Genomic DNA, 17,452 nt, shown 5'->3' with positions numbered 1-17,452 from the left:
TTCCTCGATCCCAATGGCCGCTGACATCATCGACTACCGCATCGTAGGTGACGACATGCAGGGCGTCATCATCACCCTGGATCCGGGTGAAGCCGTCTTCGCCGAGGCTGGCGGCATGATGTACATGGAGGACGGCATCCAGATGGCGACGACGCTCGACCCGAACAATCAGGGCGGCGGCCTCTTCGGCAAGCTGCTCGGCGCCGGGAAGCGCCTGCTCACGGGCGAGTCGTTCTTCATCACGCTCTTCGGGAACTCCGCTGCGGTGCGCCGCGACGTGGCCTTCGCGACGCCGACCCCGGGGAAGATCTTCGTCGCCGACCTGAAGCAATGGGGGGGCGAGATGATCGCGCAGAAGGACGCGTTCCTCTGCGCCGCCCGCGGGATCGACCTCGACATCGCTTTCACCCGCAAGCTCGGCGCCGGCTTCTTCGGCGGCGAAGGCTTCATCCTGCAGCGGTTGCGCGGCGATGGGCTCGCGTTCCTCTCGGCCTCGGGCACGCTCATCGAGCGCGACCTGCGCCCGGGCGAGACGCTCCGCGTGGACACCGGCTGCCTCGTCGCGTTCCAGTCGAGCGTGAACTACGACATCGAGATGGTGCGCGGCATCAAGAACATGGTGTTCGGCGGCGAAGGCATGTTCTATGTGAAGCTCACCGGCCCGGGCCGCGTGATCCTGCAGACCCTGCCCTTCTCCCGGCTCGCGGCGCGCGTGATCGCCCACGCGCCGGCAATGCAGCGGCAGGGCTCGGCCGCGGCGGGCATCCTCGGCGGACTGATCGGGGATCAGGGCTGATGACCGACCGGCACGCGGCGCAGGCGAAGGGGAGTCGACTCATCGCAGTGCCGCGCCGCGTGACGGGAGCCGTCTCCGTGCTCGCACTCGCGGGTGCACTCTGGGTGGGGTTCAGGCCCATCGGCGCGGTCCCACCGATCGGGTCGCTGCTCGACCCGGCGCACGGTGTCTGGGCGGCGGCCCGCTTCGCCGAGTTGCCGGGCGAACAATCCCTCGTGCTCGACGGGCTGACGGGCCCCGTCGAGGTGCGGTTCGACGACCGCGGCGTGCCGCACATCTTCGCCACATCGGTTCCCGACGTCGCCCGCGCGCTCGGCTGGGTCCATGCGCGCGACCGTCTCTTCCAGATGGAGCTGACCGCGCGCAAGGTGACCGGCACTCTGAGCGAGCTTGCGGGGCGCCCCACGCTGTCGATCGACCGGCAGTCGCGCGAACGCGGGCTCGCCGTCGCCGCCGAGGCGCGGTGGAACGCGCTCCCCGTCGACTCGCCCACGCGGAAGGTCATCGAGGCGTATGTCGAGGGGATCAATCAGTGGGTCCGCGACGCCGATGTGGCCGAGTGGCCGGTGGAGTACAAGTTGCTCGGCGCGCGGCCGCGGATCTTCCAGTCGCGTGACGTCTACTACCTGCTCGCCGAGATGGGGCAGGTGCTCGCGTGGCAGAGTGAGGAGCTCGAGCGCAGCGCCGTCGAGGCGCTCGTCGGCGTGGCCGCGACCGACGCGCTCTTCCCGGTGAACGCGCCGATCCAGGAGCCGATCGAGCCGGTCCCCGGCCGGACCAAGCCACGGTGGGCCGTGGTGCGGTTCCCCGCCCCGGCGCTGCCGGACGCGCGCGCCGTCGCGAGCGCGTCCCGACTCGGCGCCACGATCGCGCGGCTCTCGCCCGAGACCTTCACGCGCGGTGAGGCGGTGGTCGGCTCGAACAACTGGGCCGTCGCGCCCGAGCGGACCGCGGCGAAGCACGCCCTGCTATCGGGCGATCCGCACCTGCAGCTCTCGTTGCCGAGCGTCTGGTACGAGGCGCATCTGGTGGTGCCTGGCGAGCTCGACGCGTACGGCGTGACCTTCCCGCTCGCGCCGAACATCCCGATCGGCTTCAATCGCGACGTCGCGTGGACCGCGACGAACACCGGCGCCGACGTGATGGACTTCTACCGGGAGACGGTCGACGACTCCGCGTCCCCGACGCGCTACCGCGTCGACGGCGAGTGGCGCGCGGTGACCCGCCGCGTGGAGGAGTTCCGCGGCCGCAATGGCGAACGGCTCGCGACCGACACGGTGTACGGCACGCATCGCGGTCCGATGCTGCGCACCGCGGAGGGGTGGCTGTCGATGCGCTGGACCGTGCTCGAGCCGAGCGACGAAGCGAGCGCGTTCCTTGGCGCGATGCGCGCCAGGAGCGCGGAGGAGTGGTACCGCGCGATGGAGTCGTACAAGGCACCGGCGCAGAACTTCCTCGTGGCCGACCGGAGCGGTGCGATCGGCATCCGGAGTACCGGGCGTTATCCGATCCGTCCCGGCGATGGTCGCGGGGACCGCATCTTCGACGGCAGCACGTCGGCGAGCGACTGGGTGGGCGACTGGCCGCTCGCGCAGTATCCGCAGGCGTTGCGCCCTGCCCAGGGGTATCTCGCGAGCGCGAACCAGCAACCGCTCGATCCCGCGGTGCGTCCGGGCTACCTCGGCTGGGACTGGCCGACTCCGTGGCGAGCGATGCGGATCAACGAGATCCTTCGCGGCGATTCGGCGATGACGCCCGAGAAGATGCGCCTCGCGCACACCGATCCGCGCAGCGTGATGACCGAGCCGGTGCGGAGCGTGGTGCGAGCCGCGGTGACCGCCGCAGGGGCCGTCGCGAGCGCCGAGGAGCGCGAGGCGATGGCGTTCCTCGACGCATGGGACGCGCGGTTCGACACGGAGAGCAAGGGCGCCGCGCTGTTCGCGGAGCTCGTGCAGGAACTCACCAAGCGGACCTGGGACGAGTTCAGCGTGCCGGGCGAGAGCCGTCGCGTGGCGACGCCGAACACGATGCAGTTGGTGCGGCTCTTCGATGACCCCGGGTCGGCGTGGTGGGACGACCGCTCGACGACCGCGGCGCGCGAGACGCGCGACGCGATCGTGCGCGCGTCGCTCGCGGCAGCGTGGACGACGATGCGGGAGCGGCGCGGGGACGACGCGAGCCGGTGGCGATGGGGCGACCTGCGCCAGGCGAACATCCGCCATCTGCTGCAACTGCCGGGCTTCGGACGGGAATCGCTGGAGGTGCAGTCGGGTCCCGGCACGCTGAGCCCGAACGAGGGCCGCGGGACGAACGGCGCATCGTGGCGTTTCGTGGTCGAGCTCGGCGATGCGGTGACCGCGTGGGGCACGTATCCCGGTGGGCAGTCCGGGAACCCGGTGTCGTCGCGGTATGATGACCGGCTCGAGCTCTGGCGCACGGGGCAGCTCGCGCCGTTGCGGCTGCCGTACAAGGCGGAGGATCTCGCCGGTGACCAGCTCGTGAGCGTCCTGCGGTTCACCCCGATGGGAGGTGCTCGATGAAGGCCGGACTGTGGTTCCTCGCGCTGGTCGCGGCGATCGCGGCCGGCACCTGGTTCGTGGCGTGGTGGACGGTGCCGGTGATCGGCGCGGTCTGGGGCTATGTGAAGCGCGAGGACGCCTCCGCCGCACTGGCGGCCGGGCTCGCAGGGATGACGGCGTGGGGGGCGCTCCTGATGGTGGCGGCCGCAGGGGCACCGCACGGGTCGGTGATGACATCCGTGGGAACGGCGCTGCAGGTCGGTCCGGCGGCGTTGGTTGCGCTGACGGTGGCCTTCCCGGGGTTGCTGGCGGCCGCGTCAGCTGGTGCGGTGCGGGCGGCGGTGGCACGTGATGCCATCTGACGCCGTGACTTCTCCGCCCTCGCGCGTCACCATTCATATGGTGGCGAGCCTCGACGGCTTCATCTCCCGGCGCGATGGCCGCGTCGACTTCCTCGACACGGCCGACGAATACCCGACCGGCGCGACGATGAACGCCGAGGAGATCGCAGCCTTCCTGCGCACGATCGACTGCTACGTGATGGGCTCGCGCACCTACGAGACCGCGCTCGGATTCGAGGCGCAGGGACATGGATGGGCGTACGGGAACACCCCGACGGTCGTGCTCACGTCCAGGACGCTGGCCCGGACGCGCGACACGATCGAATTCCACGATGGCGACCTCGCCGAGCTCCTGAGCGACCGCCTCCGTCCGAGGTACCGGAACATCTGGATCGCGGGCGGCGCGGCGGTCGCGGCAGAGTGCCTGCGTCGCGGACTGGCGGACGAGTTGCGCTACTCGGTGGTGCCCGTCGCGATCGGCGATGGCGTGCGGTTCTTCGAGGGGCTCGACCGCGACGCGGCGCTCCATCTCGTGGAGACGAAGGCGTACCGGAACGGCCTGGTCGAACTCCGCTACGCGGTGCGCGGGGGACGGGACGCCGGGCCGCGCTGACGGGGCCTTCTGGCGCCCCTGACGGAGATTTCGTTGTCGCGCCGCCGCATCACCCGATCAACCGTCCATCGGTCGATCATTTGCATCGCGTTGCCCCACAACGAGATACGAGAAGTCGGCGAGTTCGGAACACTAGGTATCACTGTTGCAAAGTGATAGGTCGAGTCCCACCCGCTCGATCATCCGATCGCCCCCTTCTTAAAAGGTACCTGTCGCATGTCCCTGATTCGTTCGCGCTCCGTCCGTGGAGCGACCCTCGCCCTGGCCACCGCGCTGCTCGCGACGGCGTGCGCCGAGGGCGCGTCCGACCCGATGGGTCTTTCGATGGCGTCGCCGCTCACGGCCGACGCGATGACCACCGAAACGACGGTCGGAAGCCCCGGTGCTCGACGACCCGACACAGTGGTATCGTCGCATCTGGGTCTGCAAGGTCGGCACGAACGCTGATTTCGCGGTGAGCGTCAACGGCGCCGCGCCCACGACTGTGGCACTCCTGGATGGGCAGTGCAAGATGGTGCACTACATGGATTCGACGGACCCGCTCCAGATCGACACGGTCACGGTCACCGAAGTCGCCTCGGCGCTGACGGTCCTCGACTCGATCGTCGTCGACTCGACGCACAACCTGCTCAAGTTCCGGCTCCCGACGATCACCGGCACGAACGAGGCGCGGACGTACACGTTCCGCTCCAAGGGCGCGATCGCGACGTTCTACAACCACGTCGCCCCGCCCCCGCCGCCGCCGCCGCCGACGGAAGCCGGTGAGGGCTGCACGCCGGGCTACTGGAAGCAGCGCCATCACTTCGCCAACTGGACGCTCCCGTACGCGCCGGGCACCAAGTTCAAGAACGTCTTCGCCAACGCCTTCGGCAACAAGACGCTCTACCAGGTCCTGAATGCGCGTGGCGGTGGCCTGAACGCCCTCGGCCGTCACACCGTGGCCGCGCTCCTCAACGCCGCGAGCTCGGGCGTTGACTACGACCTCACGGTCGCCCAGGTGATCGAGCAGTTCAACGCCGCGTATGCCAGCGGCGACTACGAGGCCCAGAAGGACGTGTTCGCGGACCTCAACGAGCAGGGCTGCCCGCTCGGCCGCCCGTCGAACGACAACGACGGCGATGATCACGACGACCACGATGACGGCGACGACTGCGAGGACGAGGATCGCGATCACGGCGGCCACCACGGCCACCACCACCGCTCTGTGTGGGAGCTCAAGGATTGCGACCGCGACGGCCACAATAACCATGGCAACGGCAACGGCAGCAGCTGGGGCTGGGGTCGCGGCCGCCCGTAGTTCGCGGCGCGCTCGACCACTGGACGAAGCGGGGTCCGGCCATCGGCCGGACCCCGCTTCACGTTCGCCGATGCCGGCCGCAGGAAGACGCCGTAGAATTGGGATGCGGCGCCCGATCCTCCTCTACGGCCTCCTTTGTGGCCTCCTCATCGCCCTGCTCCAGTTCATCGAGTACCGGTGGCTGGTGGTCGACCGTCGGGTGGAGATCTACGGGGCGCTCATCGCCGCGCTTTTCGCGGGCGTCGGGATCTGGCTCGGACTGCGGATCACCGGACGAGCGGAACGGGTGGTGGTCCGCGAGGTGCCGGTGCCGGTCGAGGTGCACGTGGAAGTGCCGGCCCCGGTGGACTTCGTCCGGGACGAGGCGCAGGTGGCGTCGCTGGGGCTGACGCCGCGGGAGCTCGAGATCCTCGCGTTCATCGCGGCGGGGTTGAGCAACCGCGAGATCGCCGAACGGGCGTTCGTGAGCGAGAACACGGTGAAGACCCACGTCAGCCGGGTCTTCGAGAAGCTCGGCGCCGGGCGCCGGACACAGGCGGTGCAGCGCGGCAAGTCGCTCCGGCTCATCCCTTGACGCTACGAGGCGTCCACCGCGCCACTCTTTCGAATGATTTTCCTCCCCGGGCGCGAAAATCACCCCTTCGGGTGACGCGCGCGGCGGCGAGACGACGCTAGGATCGCTCGACCCTCACTTCCCGGGAGTGCTCGATGCGCAAAGTGGTCCTGACGTTCGGCCTGCTGGGCGGCGCCGTGATGTCCGCGGTGCAACTCGGCTCCCTCCCCTTCACCGACGAGATCGGTGACAAGGGCGTCCTTCTCGGCTACACCGCGATGGTGATGGCCTTCCTGATGGTGTACTTCGGCGTTCGGTCCTACCGGGACCAGGTGCTCGGGGGCCACATCACCTTCGGGCGCGCCCTCCTCGTGGGGGGCCTGATCTCGCTGGTGGCGAGCGCCTGCTACGTCGCGACGTGGGAGTTCATCTATTTCCAGTTGGGATACGGCGCCGAGTTCACGGCGCAGTACACGCGGATGACCCTCGACAGGCTCCGCGAATCCGGGGCGAGCGAGGCGAAGCTCGCCGCGACCGCACAGGAGATGGCGGCCTTCGCGACCAAGTACGACCGGCCGCTGTACAACGCGATGATCACGCTCCTGGAGCCGCTGCCGGTCGGGCTCCTGTTCACGGTGGCGAGCGCGGTCCTGCTCCGCGGGGTCGCGCGCCGCCCCGCCACGCCGTAAGCTCTCCTCACCTTCACCCCCCGGAGTCCCCCGATGTCCCCGCTCCCCAAGTGGTTCAAGCCGTTGGCCGTGATCGCCCTCATCTGGAACCTGATGGGCTGCGCCGCCTACCTGATCGACGTCACGATCACGCCGGAGGCGCTGGCGCAGATGACGCCCGAGCAGCAGGCCCTGTATGCGTCGCGTCCGACGTGGGCCGTCGCGATGACCGCCATCGCGGTGTGGGGGGGCGCACTCGGCTGCGTCGGGTTGCTCCTGCGGAAGAAGTGGGCGAAGGGCGCCCTGCTCGCGTCGCTGCTCGGCGTGATCGGCCAGGACGTCGGCCTCTTCGGGCTCAGCGGCGTGCCGATCGACGCGGCCGTGTATGCGATGCAAGGGATGGTCGCTGTCGTCGCGGTGCTGCTGGTCGTGTTCGCGCGGACCGCCGCCGCGCGCGAATGGATCGCCTGACCGTCGCGCCCTCCCCTTCCTCCTCCTGGATACACCGATGCAACTCGGCACCTTCTCCGTCTCGCTCGCCGTGAAGGACCTCCCGGCCTCGCGCGCGTTCTACGAGGCCCTCGGCTTCTCGAGCATGGGCGGCAACGGCACCAACTGGCTGATCCTCAAGAATGCGGGGTGCGTGATCGGCCTCTTCCAGGGGATGTTCGAGAAGAACATCCTCACCTTCAACCCGGGGTGGGACGGCGACGCGAAAGAGACGGCATCGTTCACCGATGTCCGCGAGCTGCAGCGCCAGCTCAAGGCCAAGGGGATCGTGTTCGCGACCGAAGCGCCGGAGGGGACCACCGGGCCGGCGAGCTTCGTGATCGCCGACCCGGACGGGAACACCATCCTGGTGGACCAACACCGGTGAGCCGGACGGTGCCGCAGCGCCTCTCCCGTCGCGCACTGCTCGGCCACACGCTCGGGCTCGTGGGGCTCGTCGTGCTCCTGCCCGGCCGAGCGTTCGCCACACCGCGCCATCGACCACGTCCCCTCGGTCCGCACCCGACGCCGCGGCCGGGCATCACGGCGGCAAAGATGATGACGCCCGCCGAGCTGTCGCAGCGCAGTGACGTCTCGGACGCCTTCGAGGCCGTGCGGGCGATCCCGCAGGTGATCGACGGGCTCCGATGCCACTGCGGGTGCGCGGAGATCCCCGGCTTCTACTCGCTCCTCTCCTGTTACGAGGGCACGGGCGCGATGGCGCTCATCTGCCCGATCTGCCAGGGGGAGGGGCGCATGGCGGCGCGCCTGCACAAGGATGGCGCGACCCTCGCGGAGATCCGTGAGGCGCTGGACGCGAAGTACGGCTGAGTCGTGCCCGACCTCGTCGACGCACCTCGCGTCGGCGATCCATCCCCTGCGCCCCCCTCGATGCGATCGCTCACCCGTCTCCTCTCCGCCATGCTCGTGCTCCTCGCGTCGGCCCCGAGCCCCGTTCGCGCGCAGATCCGCGCGAGCGAACTCGCGGTCACGCGGCAGACCATCGACGGCACGGTGATCACGCTCGAGTACTCGCGTCCGCGGGTGCGCGGGCGCCCGGTGATGTTCGGCGAGCGCGGACGGTCGATCGTGCACTGGGAGGAGGTGTGGACACCGGGCGCGAACTATGCGACGACGCTCGAGACGAACAAGCCGATCACGCTCGCCGGGCGGGCGATCCCGGCCGGCAAGTACTCGTTGTGGCTCATCCCGCATGCGCAGGGCGCCTGGACGATGGTGTTCGATCCGAAGTGGCGGGCGTTCCACACCGAGATGCCGGATTCCCTTCCCACCCAGATCAGGTTCCCCGTCACTCCCGTGGGAGGGGCATTGGAGGACGCGCTCACCTTCGCGTTCGTCGGCCTCTCCGTCTCCGGCGCGACGCTCGAACTCCGCTGGGGCACGACGCGCATCGCGATGCCCATCACGGTCATGCCCTCGCTTCGCATGACAACGCCGGTGACGGAGGCCGAGCAGTTCGCGGGGCGGTACGAGTGGCGGTTCGTGGAGGGCGACACGACGCGCTACCTGATGACGCTCGGTCCCTCGCAAGGGTACCTGATGGGCACGTTGCGGCCCGTGACCTGGCCCGGCGACTTCGCGATGGTGCGCGTGCACCCCACGCGCGACTGGTACAGTTTCGCGCTCTTCGAGAAGGGCGAGATCTACGAGGTGGAGACGACGTGGGTGGCCGAGTTCTCGCGGAGCGCGGACGGGCGCGTCACCGGATTCGTCGTGCGCAATGACACGGACAAGATCGATGTCCGTGCGACGAGGCTCCCATGACCATCTGGCACGTCGACCTCCTCTGGGCCTTCATGCTGCTCGGCGTCGCGCTGTGGACGACCGGTTGCCTCGTCTTCAATCCGGTGCTCACGAGCATCCGCGTGATGGGGCTCGGCCTCGCGTACGGCGTGCTCGTCTGGATGCTCGTCACCTTGCCGTGGCTCGACGCGGTGGTCACCTGGTGCCTCTTCGCGACCTTCGGCGGCGTGGTGTCCTTCGCCTATGAGCTGTGGGCGCGCCACCACTATCGGACCCGCGGACGCGTGCCGCGGCCCCTCGTCGCCGTGCAGGGCTTCGTGCTGTGGCCGACGATGATCCCGGATGCGGTCGAGGGCGTGCTCGTCGATGCGGGCGTGCTCCCCGGGGCGATGCGCACGGGCGAGCACGACGGATTCGATTGAGGCGCGGCTATGGCGCGCGCCGGACCGGCCGCGCGCTCGCCCCGGTGCAGCCGGGCAAGCGGAACGCTCCGATTCGCGTGGAGTACGCGGTCTCGTCGCGCTTGAGATAGTCGCCGACGTACCAGATGGTGCAGTCGTCCACCGGATCGATCGCCGTCTGCGTGTAGTCCTCCCATCGCAGCGTGCTCTCCTGGGCGGCGCCGCCCTCCACGAGCACCGTCTCGGCGATGTTGAGCTCGCCGCGCGCGGCTTCGTGCGTGCGTCCGGCGAAGCGCTGCCCCGGGAAGGCGGTCGCGCTCCCGTACGAATAGCCGATGCCGATGTTGCCGAAGCGATCGATCGCGGGGCTCCCCATCCAGCGGTAGGCGCGGTCGGGGGCGAAGGTGCCCTGCTGGAGCAGCTCGAGGGCGCGGCCGTCGCGGACGCGCAGCTCGTACCAGCGGATTCCCCCGCTGCCCGCCGCCGTCGCGACGGAGTGCACGGCGACGAGCGCCTCGTGCGTGGAGAATCGGCGATACACGAGCCGCGCCATCAACTTGTCCCCCTGCGAGTCGAGCCGCATGGCGGAACCCGGCTGCGGGACGCACCGGGTGAGCTGGCCGCCACAGAGATACGTGTACGGCGCGACGGCGATGCGCGTCGGGCCGACGAGCCGGGTGCGTGACGGATCGGCCCAATCGACGTGCATGTTCCACGCGAGCAGTTCGCTGGCGGTCGTGTCGCCCTTGAGTTGCGCCCCGCCGGCCGCGAGCACGATGTTCGGCGACCCGACCGGCGGGACCGCCCGACCGTCGAGGTCGGCGGTATTGAGGAAGTTCACGCCGGGCACGATGATGCACTGCTCGGTGGCGTCAGCACCGAGGAGCATCATACGACGGTCGACGACGCAGACGTGCTTCTCGATGACGTCGTCGCCGGTGCTCGTGGGCGTGTACCATCCGTCGGGCCAGACGGCGGGGCGGGGATAGTCGGGGAAGAGCGGGCGCGTGAACTCGTAGCGATACCATCGCCCCATCGGATCGTTGGTGGCGCTCACGGCGTAGCACATCGCGTACGCTCCCTCCGTGGGCCCGAGTTCCGGTGGGCGCGGCGCGCGGGGCGCGTTCGGAGCCGGTGCCGCGGGCGGCGGGGTCGGTGCCGCCGGCGGAGGGATGAAGAGCGGTGCCTCACGCGGTCCGGGCGGCGTGGTGCGGGGCGCCACGCGTCGGAACACCGGCATCACGAAGAGCCAGCGCTCCGCGAGCTGGTCGTAACGCACCACGACGTCCCCGCTGTTGCTCTGCTCGCACGCCCCGCCGAAGTCCTTGAACAGGGCGTTGGAGGGCACGGGACCGTAGAGCACGCGCCCGGTGGTGTCGTACTTCGCGCCGGCCTTGGTGAAGATCGCGACGCGCGTGTTGATGGTCTGCACGATGTGATCCGGCCCGACGGCGAGCGAGTTGTCGGAGGGATTGCGCTGGTGCGAGTTGCCCTGTGGGCCGACGAAGCCGACGCCGAGTCCATCGAAGCTCGCGACGACGGGCGTCGGGCGCTCGCCGCCCATCGCACGCTGCTCCGCGTGCGGAACGGCGGGAACGGCGGGAACGGCGGGAACGGCGGTCGGTTGGGCGATCGCCGCCGCGGACGGCACGCAGAGCAGCACGATGGGGAGCACGAATGCGCGCATCGAGGGTCTCGAGAGTGGGCGAAGGGATCGTCGGCGAGGGGAATATGGGTGTCGCGACCCTTGCCTGCACCGGCGTCGGCCGCGGAGATTGCGTCATGCCCTCCCGTGCGCGATCCCGACGTGCCTCCGCACGCGCCTTCGCCGTGGGCGCGGCGGTCATCGCGGCAGGGGCACTCGCGGCGATCGCGGCGTGCAGCGACGCCGGCGCGCCAGCCGGCCCGGGCACACCGGGCTCGTCCATCCACGAGTACCCACCGGTCCCCTTCGGCTCCCCGCCCGGGGCGTCGTCTGGTGCGCGGAGCGCGGCTGCGGCACTCGGTCGCGGGGTCAACCTCGGCAACATGCTCGAGGCGCCCACGGAAGGGGCGTGGGGCGTCGCGGTCACGCCGGACATCGTCGACCAGGTGGCGGCCGCGGGGTTCCAGTCGGTGCGGCTGCCGGTGCGCTGGAGCAACCACGCGGAGGCGAACGCCCCGTTCACCATCGACCCCGCCTTCCTCGCGCGCGTCGACACGGTGGTGGCCGCGCTGCTCGGCCGCGGCCTGACGGTGGTCCTCAACATGCATCACTACCGGCAGCTCGATGGCGACGCGCTCGACTACGGTGAGGTCGCCGTTCCGGCAGGCGTCGTCGACGTGCGGTTCGTGCGCCTATGGGAGCAGATCGCGACGCACTTCCGCGCGCACCCCTCGGGCCTGCTCTTCGAGCTGTACAACGAGCCGCATGGGCGGCTCGACTCGACAGCCTGGAACGTCCTCGCGGCGCGCGCGTTGGGCGCGGTGCGGCGCACGAATCCGACGCGGGTCGTGGTCATCGGGCCGAGCTGGTGGAACTGGGCGGGCGTCCTCTCGTCGCTCAAGCTGCCGAACGACCCGCACCTCGTGGCGACGATCCACAACTACGCGCCGTTCACGTTCACGCATCAGGGCGCGGAGTGGGTCTCGCCGCGCCTCCCGACCGGCGTCACCTGTTGCGACCCCGCGCAGGTGGCGGAGATGACCGGCCCGCTGAAGGTCGCCAGACCGTGGGCGGACGCGGTCGGGTATCCGATCTTCGTCGGCGAGTTCGGCGCCTACAGCACCGCCCCCACCGCCTCGCGGGTCGCGTTCAACCGGCACATGCGCGACTCGATGGAGGTCCTCGGCATGCCGTGGCACTATTGGGAGTTCGCCGCGGGGTTCGGGGTCTACGATCCGGTGGCGCGCACGTTCCGTGCGGAGCTGCTGGCGTCGCTGCTCGGTCCGCCGACACCGTGAACCTGCTGAGCGTGATCGGCCTGGCGCTGAACTTCGTGCTCCCGCGCGGCGCGTTCGTCGACGACTACGGGAACCGGTTCGCGATCTCGGCCTCGCGACTGGAGCAGCAGCCGCACGGGGTCTTCCACTTCGTGGAGTGGCACGCGGACTCGCTGTACGTAGTCGCACGGAACGACGACGCCAACCGCGCCGACCCCGGCGCGTGGACGCGGATCGACTGGATGCCGCTCGACATGCCACCCTACACGTGGGCGTTCTGCTTCACGGCATGGAACGCCGCCTCGCGCGACGCGGCGCGGGCGACGCCTGCGGCGGATCGCTCCAGGCCGCGCACCGGCTGCAACCGGCATCCGTTCTCCCGCATGGCCCCCGCGCCGTGAGCGAGTTCGCCGTCTACCTGCGGCTCGGCTTCACGCACATCGCCGACCTGCGCGCCTACGACCACATCCTGTTCGTCGCCGCGCTGACGGCGGCCTACGGGGCGCGCGAATGGCGCCGCATCGCGTGGCTCGTCACCGCCTTCACGCTCGGGCATACGGTGACGCTCGCGCTCGCGACGCTCGACCTGATGCGCGTCCCGGCGACGATCGTCGAACCGGCGATCGCGGCGACGATCGTCCTCACGGCCCTCACGGCGATCCACGACCAACGCGACGTGGCGCATGCCCCGTCGGGTCGCGCATGGTGGCGGAGGTACGGCATCGCGGCGCTGTTCGGCCTGGTGCACGGACTCGGATTCAGCGGCTACCTGCGCGCGCTGCTCGGCGGAGAGGAGTCGATCGCGCTCCCGCTCTTCGCGTTCAACGTGGGACTCGAAGCGGGACAGATCCTGATCGTCGCGGTGGTGTTCGCGCTCGGGATCTCGGCGGTGCGGGTGCTCGGCTGGGCTCGGCGCGATTGGGTGCTCGTGCTCTCGGGCGCGACGGCGGGGATCGGTGCGACCATGCTGCTGGATCGGCTGCTGGGATCGTGACCGCAGCGGAAGGACGAGGCAGGGCTCGTGCCCCGTCTCGTCCTTCCACCGCGGGCCATCGTCCCAGCCCGCGACGATCAGTTGAGCTTGGCCTTCTTCAGCTCATCCATCGTCCATGGCGTCGTGCGCGACTTGGTGGCCGCACGGACCTTGGCGACCATCTCAGGCGTGACGGCCGAGGCGTTGTTGCCCCACGAGCTGCGCTCGTAAGTGAGGATCGCCGCGATCTGCGCATCGCTGAGCGCGTTCCACGGCATCATCATCCCGTTGTAGGTCGTGCCCTTCACCGTGATCGGACCGTTCAGCCCGTGGAGCACGATGGCGATCGGGAGCGTCGGGTCACCCGTCAGTGTGGCCGAACCCGCGAGCGGCGGGAAGGCACCGGGCAGCCCCTGACCGGTCGGCTGATGGCAGGCGGCACAGACGGCATACTCGGTCTGGCCATTGAGGCCTCCGGCATCCGCGACGGCGGGTGTGGCAGCGTCACCCGGCGCCGCCGCGGATGCGCCCGTGTCGGCGACAGCCGCCGACGTGGTGGCCGGAGCGGCGGCGGGAGTGGAGGCCGCTGCCGCGTCGGTCGCGGGCTTGTCGGCGTTGCCGCCGCAGGCGGCGGCGAGGAGGAGGGCGAGCAGGAGCGTCGGGCGGTTCATCGGCGTGGTGGGTTGGGTGGGTGGAATGGAACGGAAGGATCCGTCAGCCGCGCGACGGGCGCACGACGACAGTGACGGTGAGCGTAAGACCGTCGGGGCAATGCAGGACGAGCGGGAAGCGGTCCCCGGCGCGCAGATCGCGCACGAGTCCGCTCACCACGAGATGCGGGCCATCGGGCCGCATCTGCAGGCGCTGATGGGCCGCCACAACGAACCCGCTCGAGTAGAGCGACCGCGAGGGTCCGTCCGCCGCGAGGTCCGTGCCCTGCACGGCCCGCGCGAGCTCGGAGGTCGCCCGGACGACGGTGAGCGACTGGTCCGACTGGTTCTCGAAATGGAGGAAGAGCTTGGCATCGCTTCGGGCGGACGCCGGGAGCATCCAGGCATCACGCAGGAAGAGTTCTCCGTCGCGCGACGCCGGTACGGGCGCACTGGCGAGTGCGAACGCCAGCACGCCCGCCACGAGGGCGGTGTGCATTAGGGACTCCAGGACCGAAGGGCGACGGCGGCGTCGGCGCGGGGTGCGCGGACGACCGGGACGCCTCGTGACTAGACGGTCGGAGTCGCGGGCGGGCCGTTGGCGAAGGGCAGCGCCCGCGCGAGGCGACGATCGCGGGGGGCGGCGTCGGCGTCCGGATAGGCGGCTACGTCGCTCGGCCGAGCGTCCGCAACGAACGAAACGCTCGCTGACGAGGGCGGCGCGGGGAGGAGCACGAAATGACAGGGCCCCACGCAGCTGCAGGGCTCCGCCGGGGCTTCCGGAGTTGCCGGACCCTCGGCGTCCATCCGATGGTGTGCGTGCTCGTCCGCGGTCGGCGTCGCGGCATGCGACCTCCCGCCGGCACCGTGCCCCTCAACGGCGCAACAGCGGTACGCGCCGCCGAGCGACGGCGAGCCCACGGTCAGCGCCGCGAGGAGCAGCGTGACGAGGGGCCAGCGGCGACGCGAGGACGCGAACAGGGCGAGGGACATGCGCCGCGAAGATTCGCGGCGCGGGCGCCTCTCGTCAAGCGCGGGGACTGCCGCCGCCGAGCTGGGGGTATAGGTTGCAGTATGCTCGTGCGACTTCGCTGCCACCGTCCGATCGCCCTGCTGCTGGGAGCGTGGTTCGCGCTCTTCAGTACTGCGGCGCCGACGGCGATGCCCTGCCCTATGTCGCATGGCGTGGCGGATCACGAAGCCGATCCCGCGAGCGAGGCGTCTGACGCACACGCGGCGCATGGCGCGCACGCCCCGCAAGATGCCCCGGGCGACGCGCCGGCGGTGCCGTGCGACTGCGACGCCTCGTGCTGCAGCGTCCCGACCGCCCTGATCCCCACGCCGCCGGCGACCGTCGTCGCCGTCTCGATCGTGCCCTCGCGACGCGTGGTGGCGGGCCCTGCGCCACGACCGGCGGCGACGCGCCCGCACCTGCTCCCTTTCGCGCAGGGTCCTCCGGCCTGAGTCTCGGCTGCGCTGGGCCGCCGCCTCACGCACGAGCGCGGCGCAGGACCATCCGGAGTGCCATCCATGCTTCCGTTCCCGTCGACCGACGCGGCGCTCGCGCCGCGGGTCGTGCCATCGCTCGCACCACGATGCGCGCCGCTGCGGGCACCGCTTCGCGCGGTGCTCCTCGCGGCGTTGCTCGCGGTCGCCTGCGATGAAGCGGCGGGCCCGATCCGCGTCGAGCGCGCGGCGATCGTCCCGCTCGCGAGCGCGCCGACGGCGCTGTACTTCACCGTCCGCAACACCAGCGCGCGTCCCGTGCGGATCGCACGGGTGGCGGTGGAGGGCGCATCGGTCACGGAGATGCGGACGACGACCGCGCACCGGATGGCGCCGGCCGACTCGCTGATGGGGCCGACCAGCGTGCTGACGCCCGTCGCGTCGATCCAGATCCCGGCGCTCGGAACGCTGCGCTTCGCGCCGGGCGGCTACTCGGTCGTGCTCGACTCGCTCGCGCGTCCATTCGCCGTCGGCGACTCGGCGCGCGTGACCGTCTGGCTCGAGAGCGGAGAACGGGCGCGCGGGACCGCGGCCGTGGTCCGCTATGCCGACCTCGACACCCTGCTCGTGACGAGTCCAGGCGCCGCCGTGGCCACCGAACCCAGTCTCGCCGAGGGGCGCGCGCTCTATGCGTCCGACGGCTGCGCCGGCTGTCATGGCACGACCGGCCACGGGGACGGTCCCGTGGCGCACACCCTCACGCCGCCGCCGCGCGACTTCCGCGAGGCATCGGCCTTCAAGAACGGGGTCGACGAGTCCGCGATCGCTCAGACGATCGCGACCGGCATCCCGAACGGCGGCGCGATGCCGCTCTACGCTCACCTGTCCGAACGCGAGCGACGGTCGCTCGCGCGCTACGTGATCTCGCTCCGCACTCCCTCAACCCAGGATGTCGACCCATGAATCCCCTGCGTTCACTCCCTCGCGCGGCGACGCTGTCGCTCGCCCTCGGTCTCTCCCTCGTGGCGCGCGCGCCGCTCGAGGCGCAGACCGCCACCGTCACGGCCAGCGACGCCTGGGTGCGTGAGGTGCCGGCCGGCCGCGCCGTGACCGGCATGTTCCTGCTCCTCAAGAACAGCGGAGCCACCGAGCGATCCCTGGTCCGCGGGAAGGCGGACGTGGGCGACACGCTCGAACTGCACGAGATGAAGCGCGAGAACGGCATGATGCGCATGTCGCCCGTGCAGGCGATCACGGTCCCGGCGGGCGGCGAGACGGCGCTGCGGCCGGGCGGATATCACCTCATGCTCTTCGGCCTGAAGAAGCCGCTGGCGGTGGGTGACACGGTCCGCGCCACGCTCACGCTCGACGACGGCACGCAGGTTCGCGTGGTGGCCCCGGTCCGCGCGATGGGACAGATGCCATGAGCGGGACGCGTTCCCGCTGGCGGCGAGCCGGCGCCGCCGCCGTGCTCCTGGCAACGATGGCCGCCGGGAGCTGCGCGCCACCGGCACCGACCATCGGCGGCGACTTCACCCTCACCGACCACACGGGAGCGCGCTTCGAGCTGCAGTCCCAGCGCGGGAAGCTGCTACTGGTGTTCTTCGGATACACGATGTGCCCGGACGTCTGCCCGACCACGCTCTCCAAGCTCTCGGCGGTCATGCGGCGGCTCGGGGACGCGAACGGCGAGGTCCGGACGCTCTACGTCTCCGTGGATCCCGAGCGGGACACCCCCGAGGTGCTCAAGGCAGACCTCGCGTTGTTCCAGCTGGATGCGGTGGGGCTCACCGGTACGCGCGCCGAGGTGGACGAGGTGGTCAAGCTCTTCGGTGCGTCGTACGAGATCGTGCCCACCCCGGAATCCGCGGGCCGATATTCGGTGTCTCACTCGACAACGCTGTATCTCCTCGATCGCGAGGGGCGGGTGCGTCAGACGTTCCCCTACGAGGCGACGGTCGACGAGATCGCCGCGGGCATCGAGTCGCTCCTAGGACGCCCCGCCGTCCGGCGCTAGGCT

General features: G+C 70.5%; 21 protein-coding genes. 18 read left to right on the top strand and 3 right to left on the bottom strand.

Annotated elements, in window-relative coordinates; translation table 11 throughout:
- The first annotated feature begins 13 nt into the window (after positions 1-13).
- From IPJ78_08540 to IPJ78_08485, 12 genes are all read left to right on the top strand, one after another.
- Positions 14-796, top strand: coding sequence for a TIGR00266 family protein (locus tag IPJ78_08540; protein MBK7906600.1), 783 nt, complete (start codon positions 14-16; stop codon positions 794-796).
- Entirely contained in the window at positions 796-3,336 is a 2,541-nt protein-coding gene (locus IPJ78_08535) for a penicillin acylase family protein (GenBank protein ID MBK7906599.1), read from the top strand. Before IPJ78_08540 ends, IPJ78_08535 begins: the two co-directional genes overlap by 1 nt.
- Positions 3,333-3,677 (top strand): hypothetical protein, encoded by a 345-nt coding sequence (locus IPJ78_08530; protein MBK7906598.1) that lies wholly within the window; start codon positions 3,333-3,335, stop codon positions 3,675-3,677. The genes IPJ78_08535 and IPJ78_08530 overlap by 4 nt, the downstream gene beginning before the upstream one ends.
- 4 nt (positions 3,678-3,681) lie before the next feature.
- On the top strand, positions 3,682-4,269 hold the full coding sequence (locus IPJ78_08525; protein MBK7906597.1) for a dihydrofolate reductase: 588 nt from the start codon (positions 3,682-3,684) through the stop codon (positions 4,267-4,269).
- A 382-nt stretch (positions 4,270-4,651) separates the two neighbouring features.
- Complete coding sequence (locus IPJ78_08520; GenBank protein MBK7906596.1) at positions 4,652-5,566, top strand: hypothetical protein; 915 nt, start codon at positions 4,652-4,654, stop codon at positions 5,564-5,566.
- 103 nt (positions 5,567-5,669) lie between these two features.
- The gene (locus IPJ78_08515; protein ID MBK7906595.1) at positions 5,670-6,140 is read left to right on the top strand and encodes a helix-turn-helix transcriptional regulator; all 471 of its coding nucleotides are present in this window, start codon (positions 5,670-5,672) and stop codon (positions 6,138-6,140) included.
- A gap of 134 nt (positions 6,141-6,274) precedes the next feature.
- Positions 6,275-6,808 (top strand): DUF4199 domain-containing protein, encoded by a 534-nt coding sequence (locus tag IPJ78_08510; GenBank protein ID MBK7906594.1) that lies wholly within the window; start codon positions 6,275-6,277, stop codon positions 6,806-6,808.
- Between the two features lie 33 nt (positions 6,809-6,841).
- Positions 6,842-7,258 (top strand): hypothetical protein, encoded by a 417-nt coding sequence (locus IPJ78_08505; GenBank protein ID MBK7906593.1) that lies wholly within the window; start codon positions 6,842-6,844, stop codon positions 7,256-7,258.
- A 37-nt stretch (positions 7,259-7,295) separates the two neighbouring features.
- The gene (locus IPJ78_08500) at positions 7,296-7,664 is read left to right on the top strand and encodes a VOC family protein (GenBank protein MBK7906592.1); all 369 of its coding nucleotides are present in this window, start codon (positions 7,296-7,298) and stop codon (positions 7,662-7,664) included.
- Entirely contained in the window at positions 7,661-8,107 is a 447-nt protein-coding gene (locus IPJ78_08495; GenBank protein MBK7906591.1) for a hypothetical protein, read from the top strand. Before IPJ78_08500 ends, IPJ78_08495 begins: the two co-directional genes overlap by 4 nt.
- A gap of 60 nt (positions 8,108-8,167) precedes the next feature.
- The gene (locus IPJ78_08490) at positions 8,168-9,061 is read left to right on the top strand and encodes a DUF2911 domain-containing protein (GenBank protein ID MBK7906590.1); all 894 of its coding nucleotides are present in this window, start codon (positions 8,168-8,170) and stop codon (positions 9,059-9,061) included.
- Entirely contained in the window at positions 9,058-9,462 is a 405-nt protein-coding gene (locus tag IPJ78_08485) for a hypothetical protein (protein ID MBK7906589.1), read from the top strand. The genes IPJ78_08490 and IPJ78_08485 overlap by 4 nt, the downstream gene beginning before the upstream one ends.
- A 7-nt stretch (positions 9,463-9,469) precedes the next feature.
- Here IPJ78_08485 and IPJ78_08480 read toward each other — a convergent pair whose 3' ends face one another.
- Complete coding sequence (locus tag IPJ78_08480) at positions 9,470-11,128, bottom strand: hypothetical protein (protein ID MBK7906588.1); 1,659 nt, start codon at positions 11,126-11,128, stop codon at positions 9,470-9,472.
- Positions 11,129-11,223: 95 nt separating this feature from the next.
- Here IPJ78_08480 and IPJ78_08475 point away from each other — a divergent pair, with 95 nt between their 5' ends.
- The 3 genes from IPJ78_08475 to IPJ78_08465 are packed head-to-tail and all read left to right on the top strand — an operon-like array spanning position 11,224 to position 13,357.
- Complete coding sequence (locus IPJ78_08475) at positions 11,224-12,384, top strand: glycoside hydrolase family 5 protein (GenBank protein ID MBK7906587.1); 1,161 nt, start codon at positions 11,224-11,226, stop codon at positions 12,382-12,384.
- Complete coding sequence (locus tag IPJ78_08470; GenBank protein ID MBK7906586.1) at positions 12,381-12,764, top strand: hypothetical protein; 384 nt, start codon at positions 12,381-12,383, stop codon at positions 12,762-12,764. Before IPJ78_08475 ends, IPJ78_08470 begins: the two co-directional genes overlap by 4 nt.
- Complete coding sequence (locus IPJ78_08465; GenBank protein MBK7906585.1) at positions 12,761-13,357, top strand: HupE/UreJ family protein; 597 nt, start codon at positions 12,761-12,763, stop codon at positions 13,355-13,357. The genes IPJ78_08470 and IPJ78_08465 overlap by 4 nt, the downstream gene beginning before the upstream one ends.
- A gap of 77 nt (positions 13,358-13,434) precedes the next feature.
- On the opposite strand, the gene IPJ78_08460 is transcribed toward IPJ78_08465, so the two are convergent.
- Entirely contained in the window at positions 13,435-14,007 is a 573-nt protein-coding gene (locus tag IPJ78_08460; GenBank protein ID MBK7906584.1) for a cytochrome c, read from the bottom strand.
- Between the two features lie 43 nt (positions 14,008-14,050).
- Complete coding sequence (locus IPJ78_08455; GenBank protein MBK7906583.1) at positions 14,051-14,485, bottom strand: copper chaperone PCu(A)C; 435 nt, start codon at positions 14,483-14,485, stop codon at positions 14,051-14,053.
- Positions 14,486-15,516: 1,031 nt separating this feature from the next.
- On the opposite strand from IPJ78_08455, the gene IPJ78_08450 reads away from it, so the two are divergent.
- The 3 genes from IPJ78_08450 to IPJ78_08440 are packed head-to-tail and all read left to right on the top strand — an operon-like array spanning position 15,517 to position 17,449.
- Positions 15,517-16,395, top strand: coding sequence for a copper chaperone PCu(A)C (locus IPJ78_08450; protein ID MBK7906582.1), 879 nt, complete (start codon positions 15,517-15,519; stop codon positions 16,393-16,395).
- On the top strand, positions 16,392-16,859 hold the full coding sequence (locus tag IPJ78_08445; GenBank protein MBK7906581.1) for a copper chaperone PCu(A)C: 468 nt from the start codon (positions 16,392-16,394) through the stop codon (positions 16,857-16,859). Before IPJ78_08450 ends, IPJ78_08445 begins: the two co-directional genes overlap by 4 nt.
- Positions 16,856-17,449, top strand: coding sequence for an SCO family protein (locus tag IPJ78_08440; GenBank protein MBK7906580.1), 594 nt, complete (start codon positions 16,856-16,858; stop codon positions 17,447-17,449). Before IPJ78_08445 ends, IPJ78_08440 begins: the two co-directional genes overlap by 4 nt.
- The last annotated feature ends 3 nt before the right edge of the window (positions 17,450-17,452 follow it).

This window comes from Gemmatimonadota bacterium (assembly GCA_016714015.1).
Classification (GTDB): Bacteria; Gemmatimonadota; Gemmatimonadetes; order Gemmatimonadales; family Gemmatimonadaceae; genus Pseudogemmatithrix.
The sequence above is the reverse complement of the archived record's forward strand: the minus strand, read 5'-3'. Positions and strand labels throughout refer to the sequence as shown.

What these genes read in the sequence shown, in the direction of transcription:
- IPJ78_08475 (MBK7906587.1), top strand. Translation starts at nt 11,224, where the DNA reads ATGCCCTCCCGTGCGCGATCCCGACGTGCCTCCGCACGCGCCTTCGCC.
- IPJ78_08510 (MBK7906594.1), top strand. Translation starts at nt 6,275, where the DNA reads ATGCGCAAAGTGGTCCTGACGTTCGGCCTGCTGGGCGGCGCCGTGATG.
- IPJ78_08500 (MBK7906592.1), top strand. Translation starts at nt 7,296, where the DNA reads ATGCAACTCGGCACCTTCTCCGTCTCGCTCGCCGTGAAGGACCTCCCG.
- IPJ78_08485 (MBK7906589.1), top strand. Translation starts at nt 9,058, where the DNA reads ATGACCATCTGGCACGTCGACCTCCTCTGGGCCTTCATGCTGCTCGGC.
- IPJ78_08505 (MBK7906593.1), top strand. Translation starts at nt 6,842, where the DNA reads ATGTCCCCGCTCCCCAAGTGGTTCAAGCCGTTGGCCGTGATCGCCCTC.
- IPJ78_08490 (MBK7906590.1), top strand. Translation starts at nt 8,168, where the DNA reads ATGCGATCGCTCACCCGTCTCCTCTCCGCCATGCTCGTGCTCCTCGCG.
- IPJ78_08450 (MBK7906582.1), top strand. Translation starts at nt 15,517, where the DNA reads ATGCTTCCGTTCCCGTCGACCGACGCGGCGCTCGCGCCGCGGGTCGTG.
- IPJ78_08530 (MBK7906598.1), top strand. Translation starts at nt 3,333, where the DNA reads ATGAAGGCCGGACTGTGGTTCCTCGCGCTGGTCGCGGCGATCGCGGCC.
- IPJ78_08515 (MBK7906595.1), top strand. Translation starts at nt 5,670, where the DNA reads ATGCGGCGCCCGATCCTCCTCTACGGCCTCCTTTGTGGCCTCCTCATC.
- IPJ78_08460 (MBK7906584.1), bottom strand. Translation starts at nt 14,007, where the DNA reads ATGAACCGCCCGACGCTCCTGCTCGCCCTCCTCCTCGCCGCCGCCTGC.
- IPJ78_08480 (MBK7906588.1), bottom strand. Translation starts at nt 11,128, where the DNA reads ATGCGCGCATTCGTGCTCCCCATCGTGCTGCTCTGCGTGCCGTCCGCG.
- IPJ78_08440 (MBK7906580.1), top strand. Translation starts at nt 16,856, where the DNA reads ATGAGCGGGACGCGTTCCCGCTGGCGGCGAGCCGGCGCCGCCGCCGTG.
- IPJ78_08540 (MBK7906600.1), top strand. Translation starts at nt 14, where the DNA reads ATGGCCGCTGACATCATCGACTACCGCATCGTAGGTGACGACATGCAG.
- IPJ78_08455 (MBK7906583.1), bottom strand. Translation starts at nt 14,485, where the DNA reads ATGCACACCGCCCTCGTGGCGGGCGTGCTGGCGTTCGCACTCGCCAGT.
- IPJ78_08535 (MBK7906599.1), top strand. Translation starts at nt 796, where the DNA reads ATGACCGACCGGCACGCGGCGCAGGCGAAGGGGAGTCGACTCATCGCA.
- IPJ78_08445 (MBK7906581.1), top strand. Translation starts at nt 16,392, where the DNA reads ATGAATCCCCTGCGTTCACTCCCTCGCGCGGCGACGCTGTCGCTCGCC.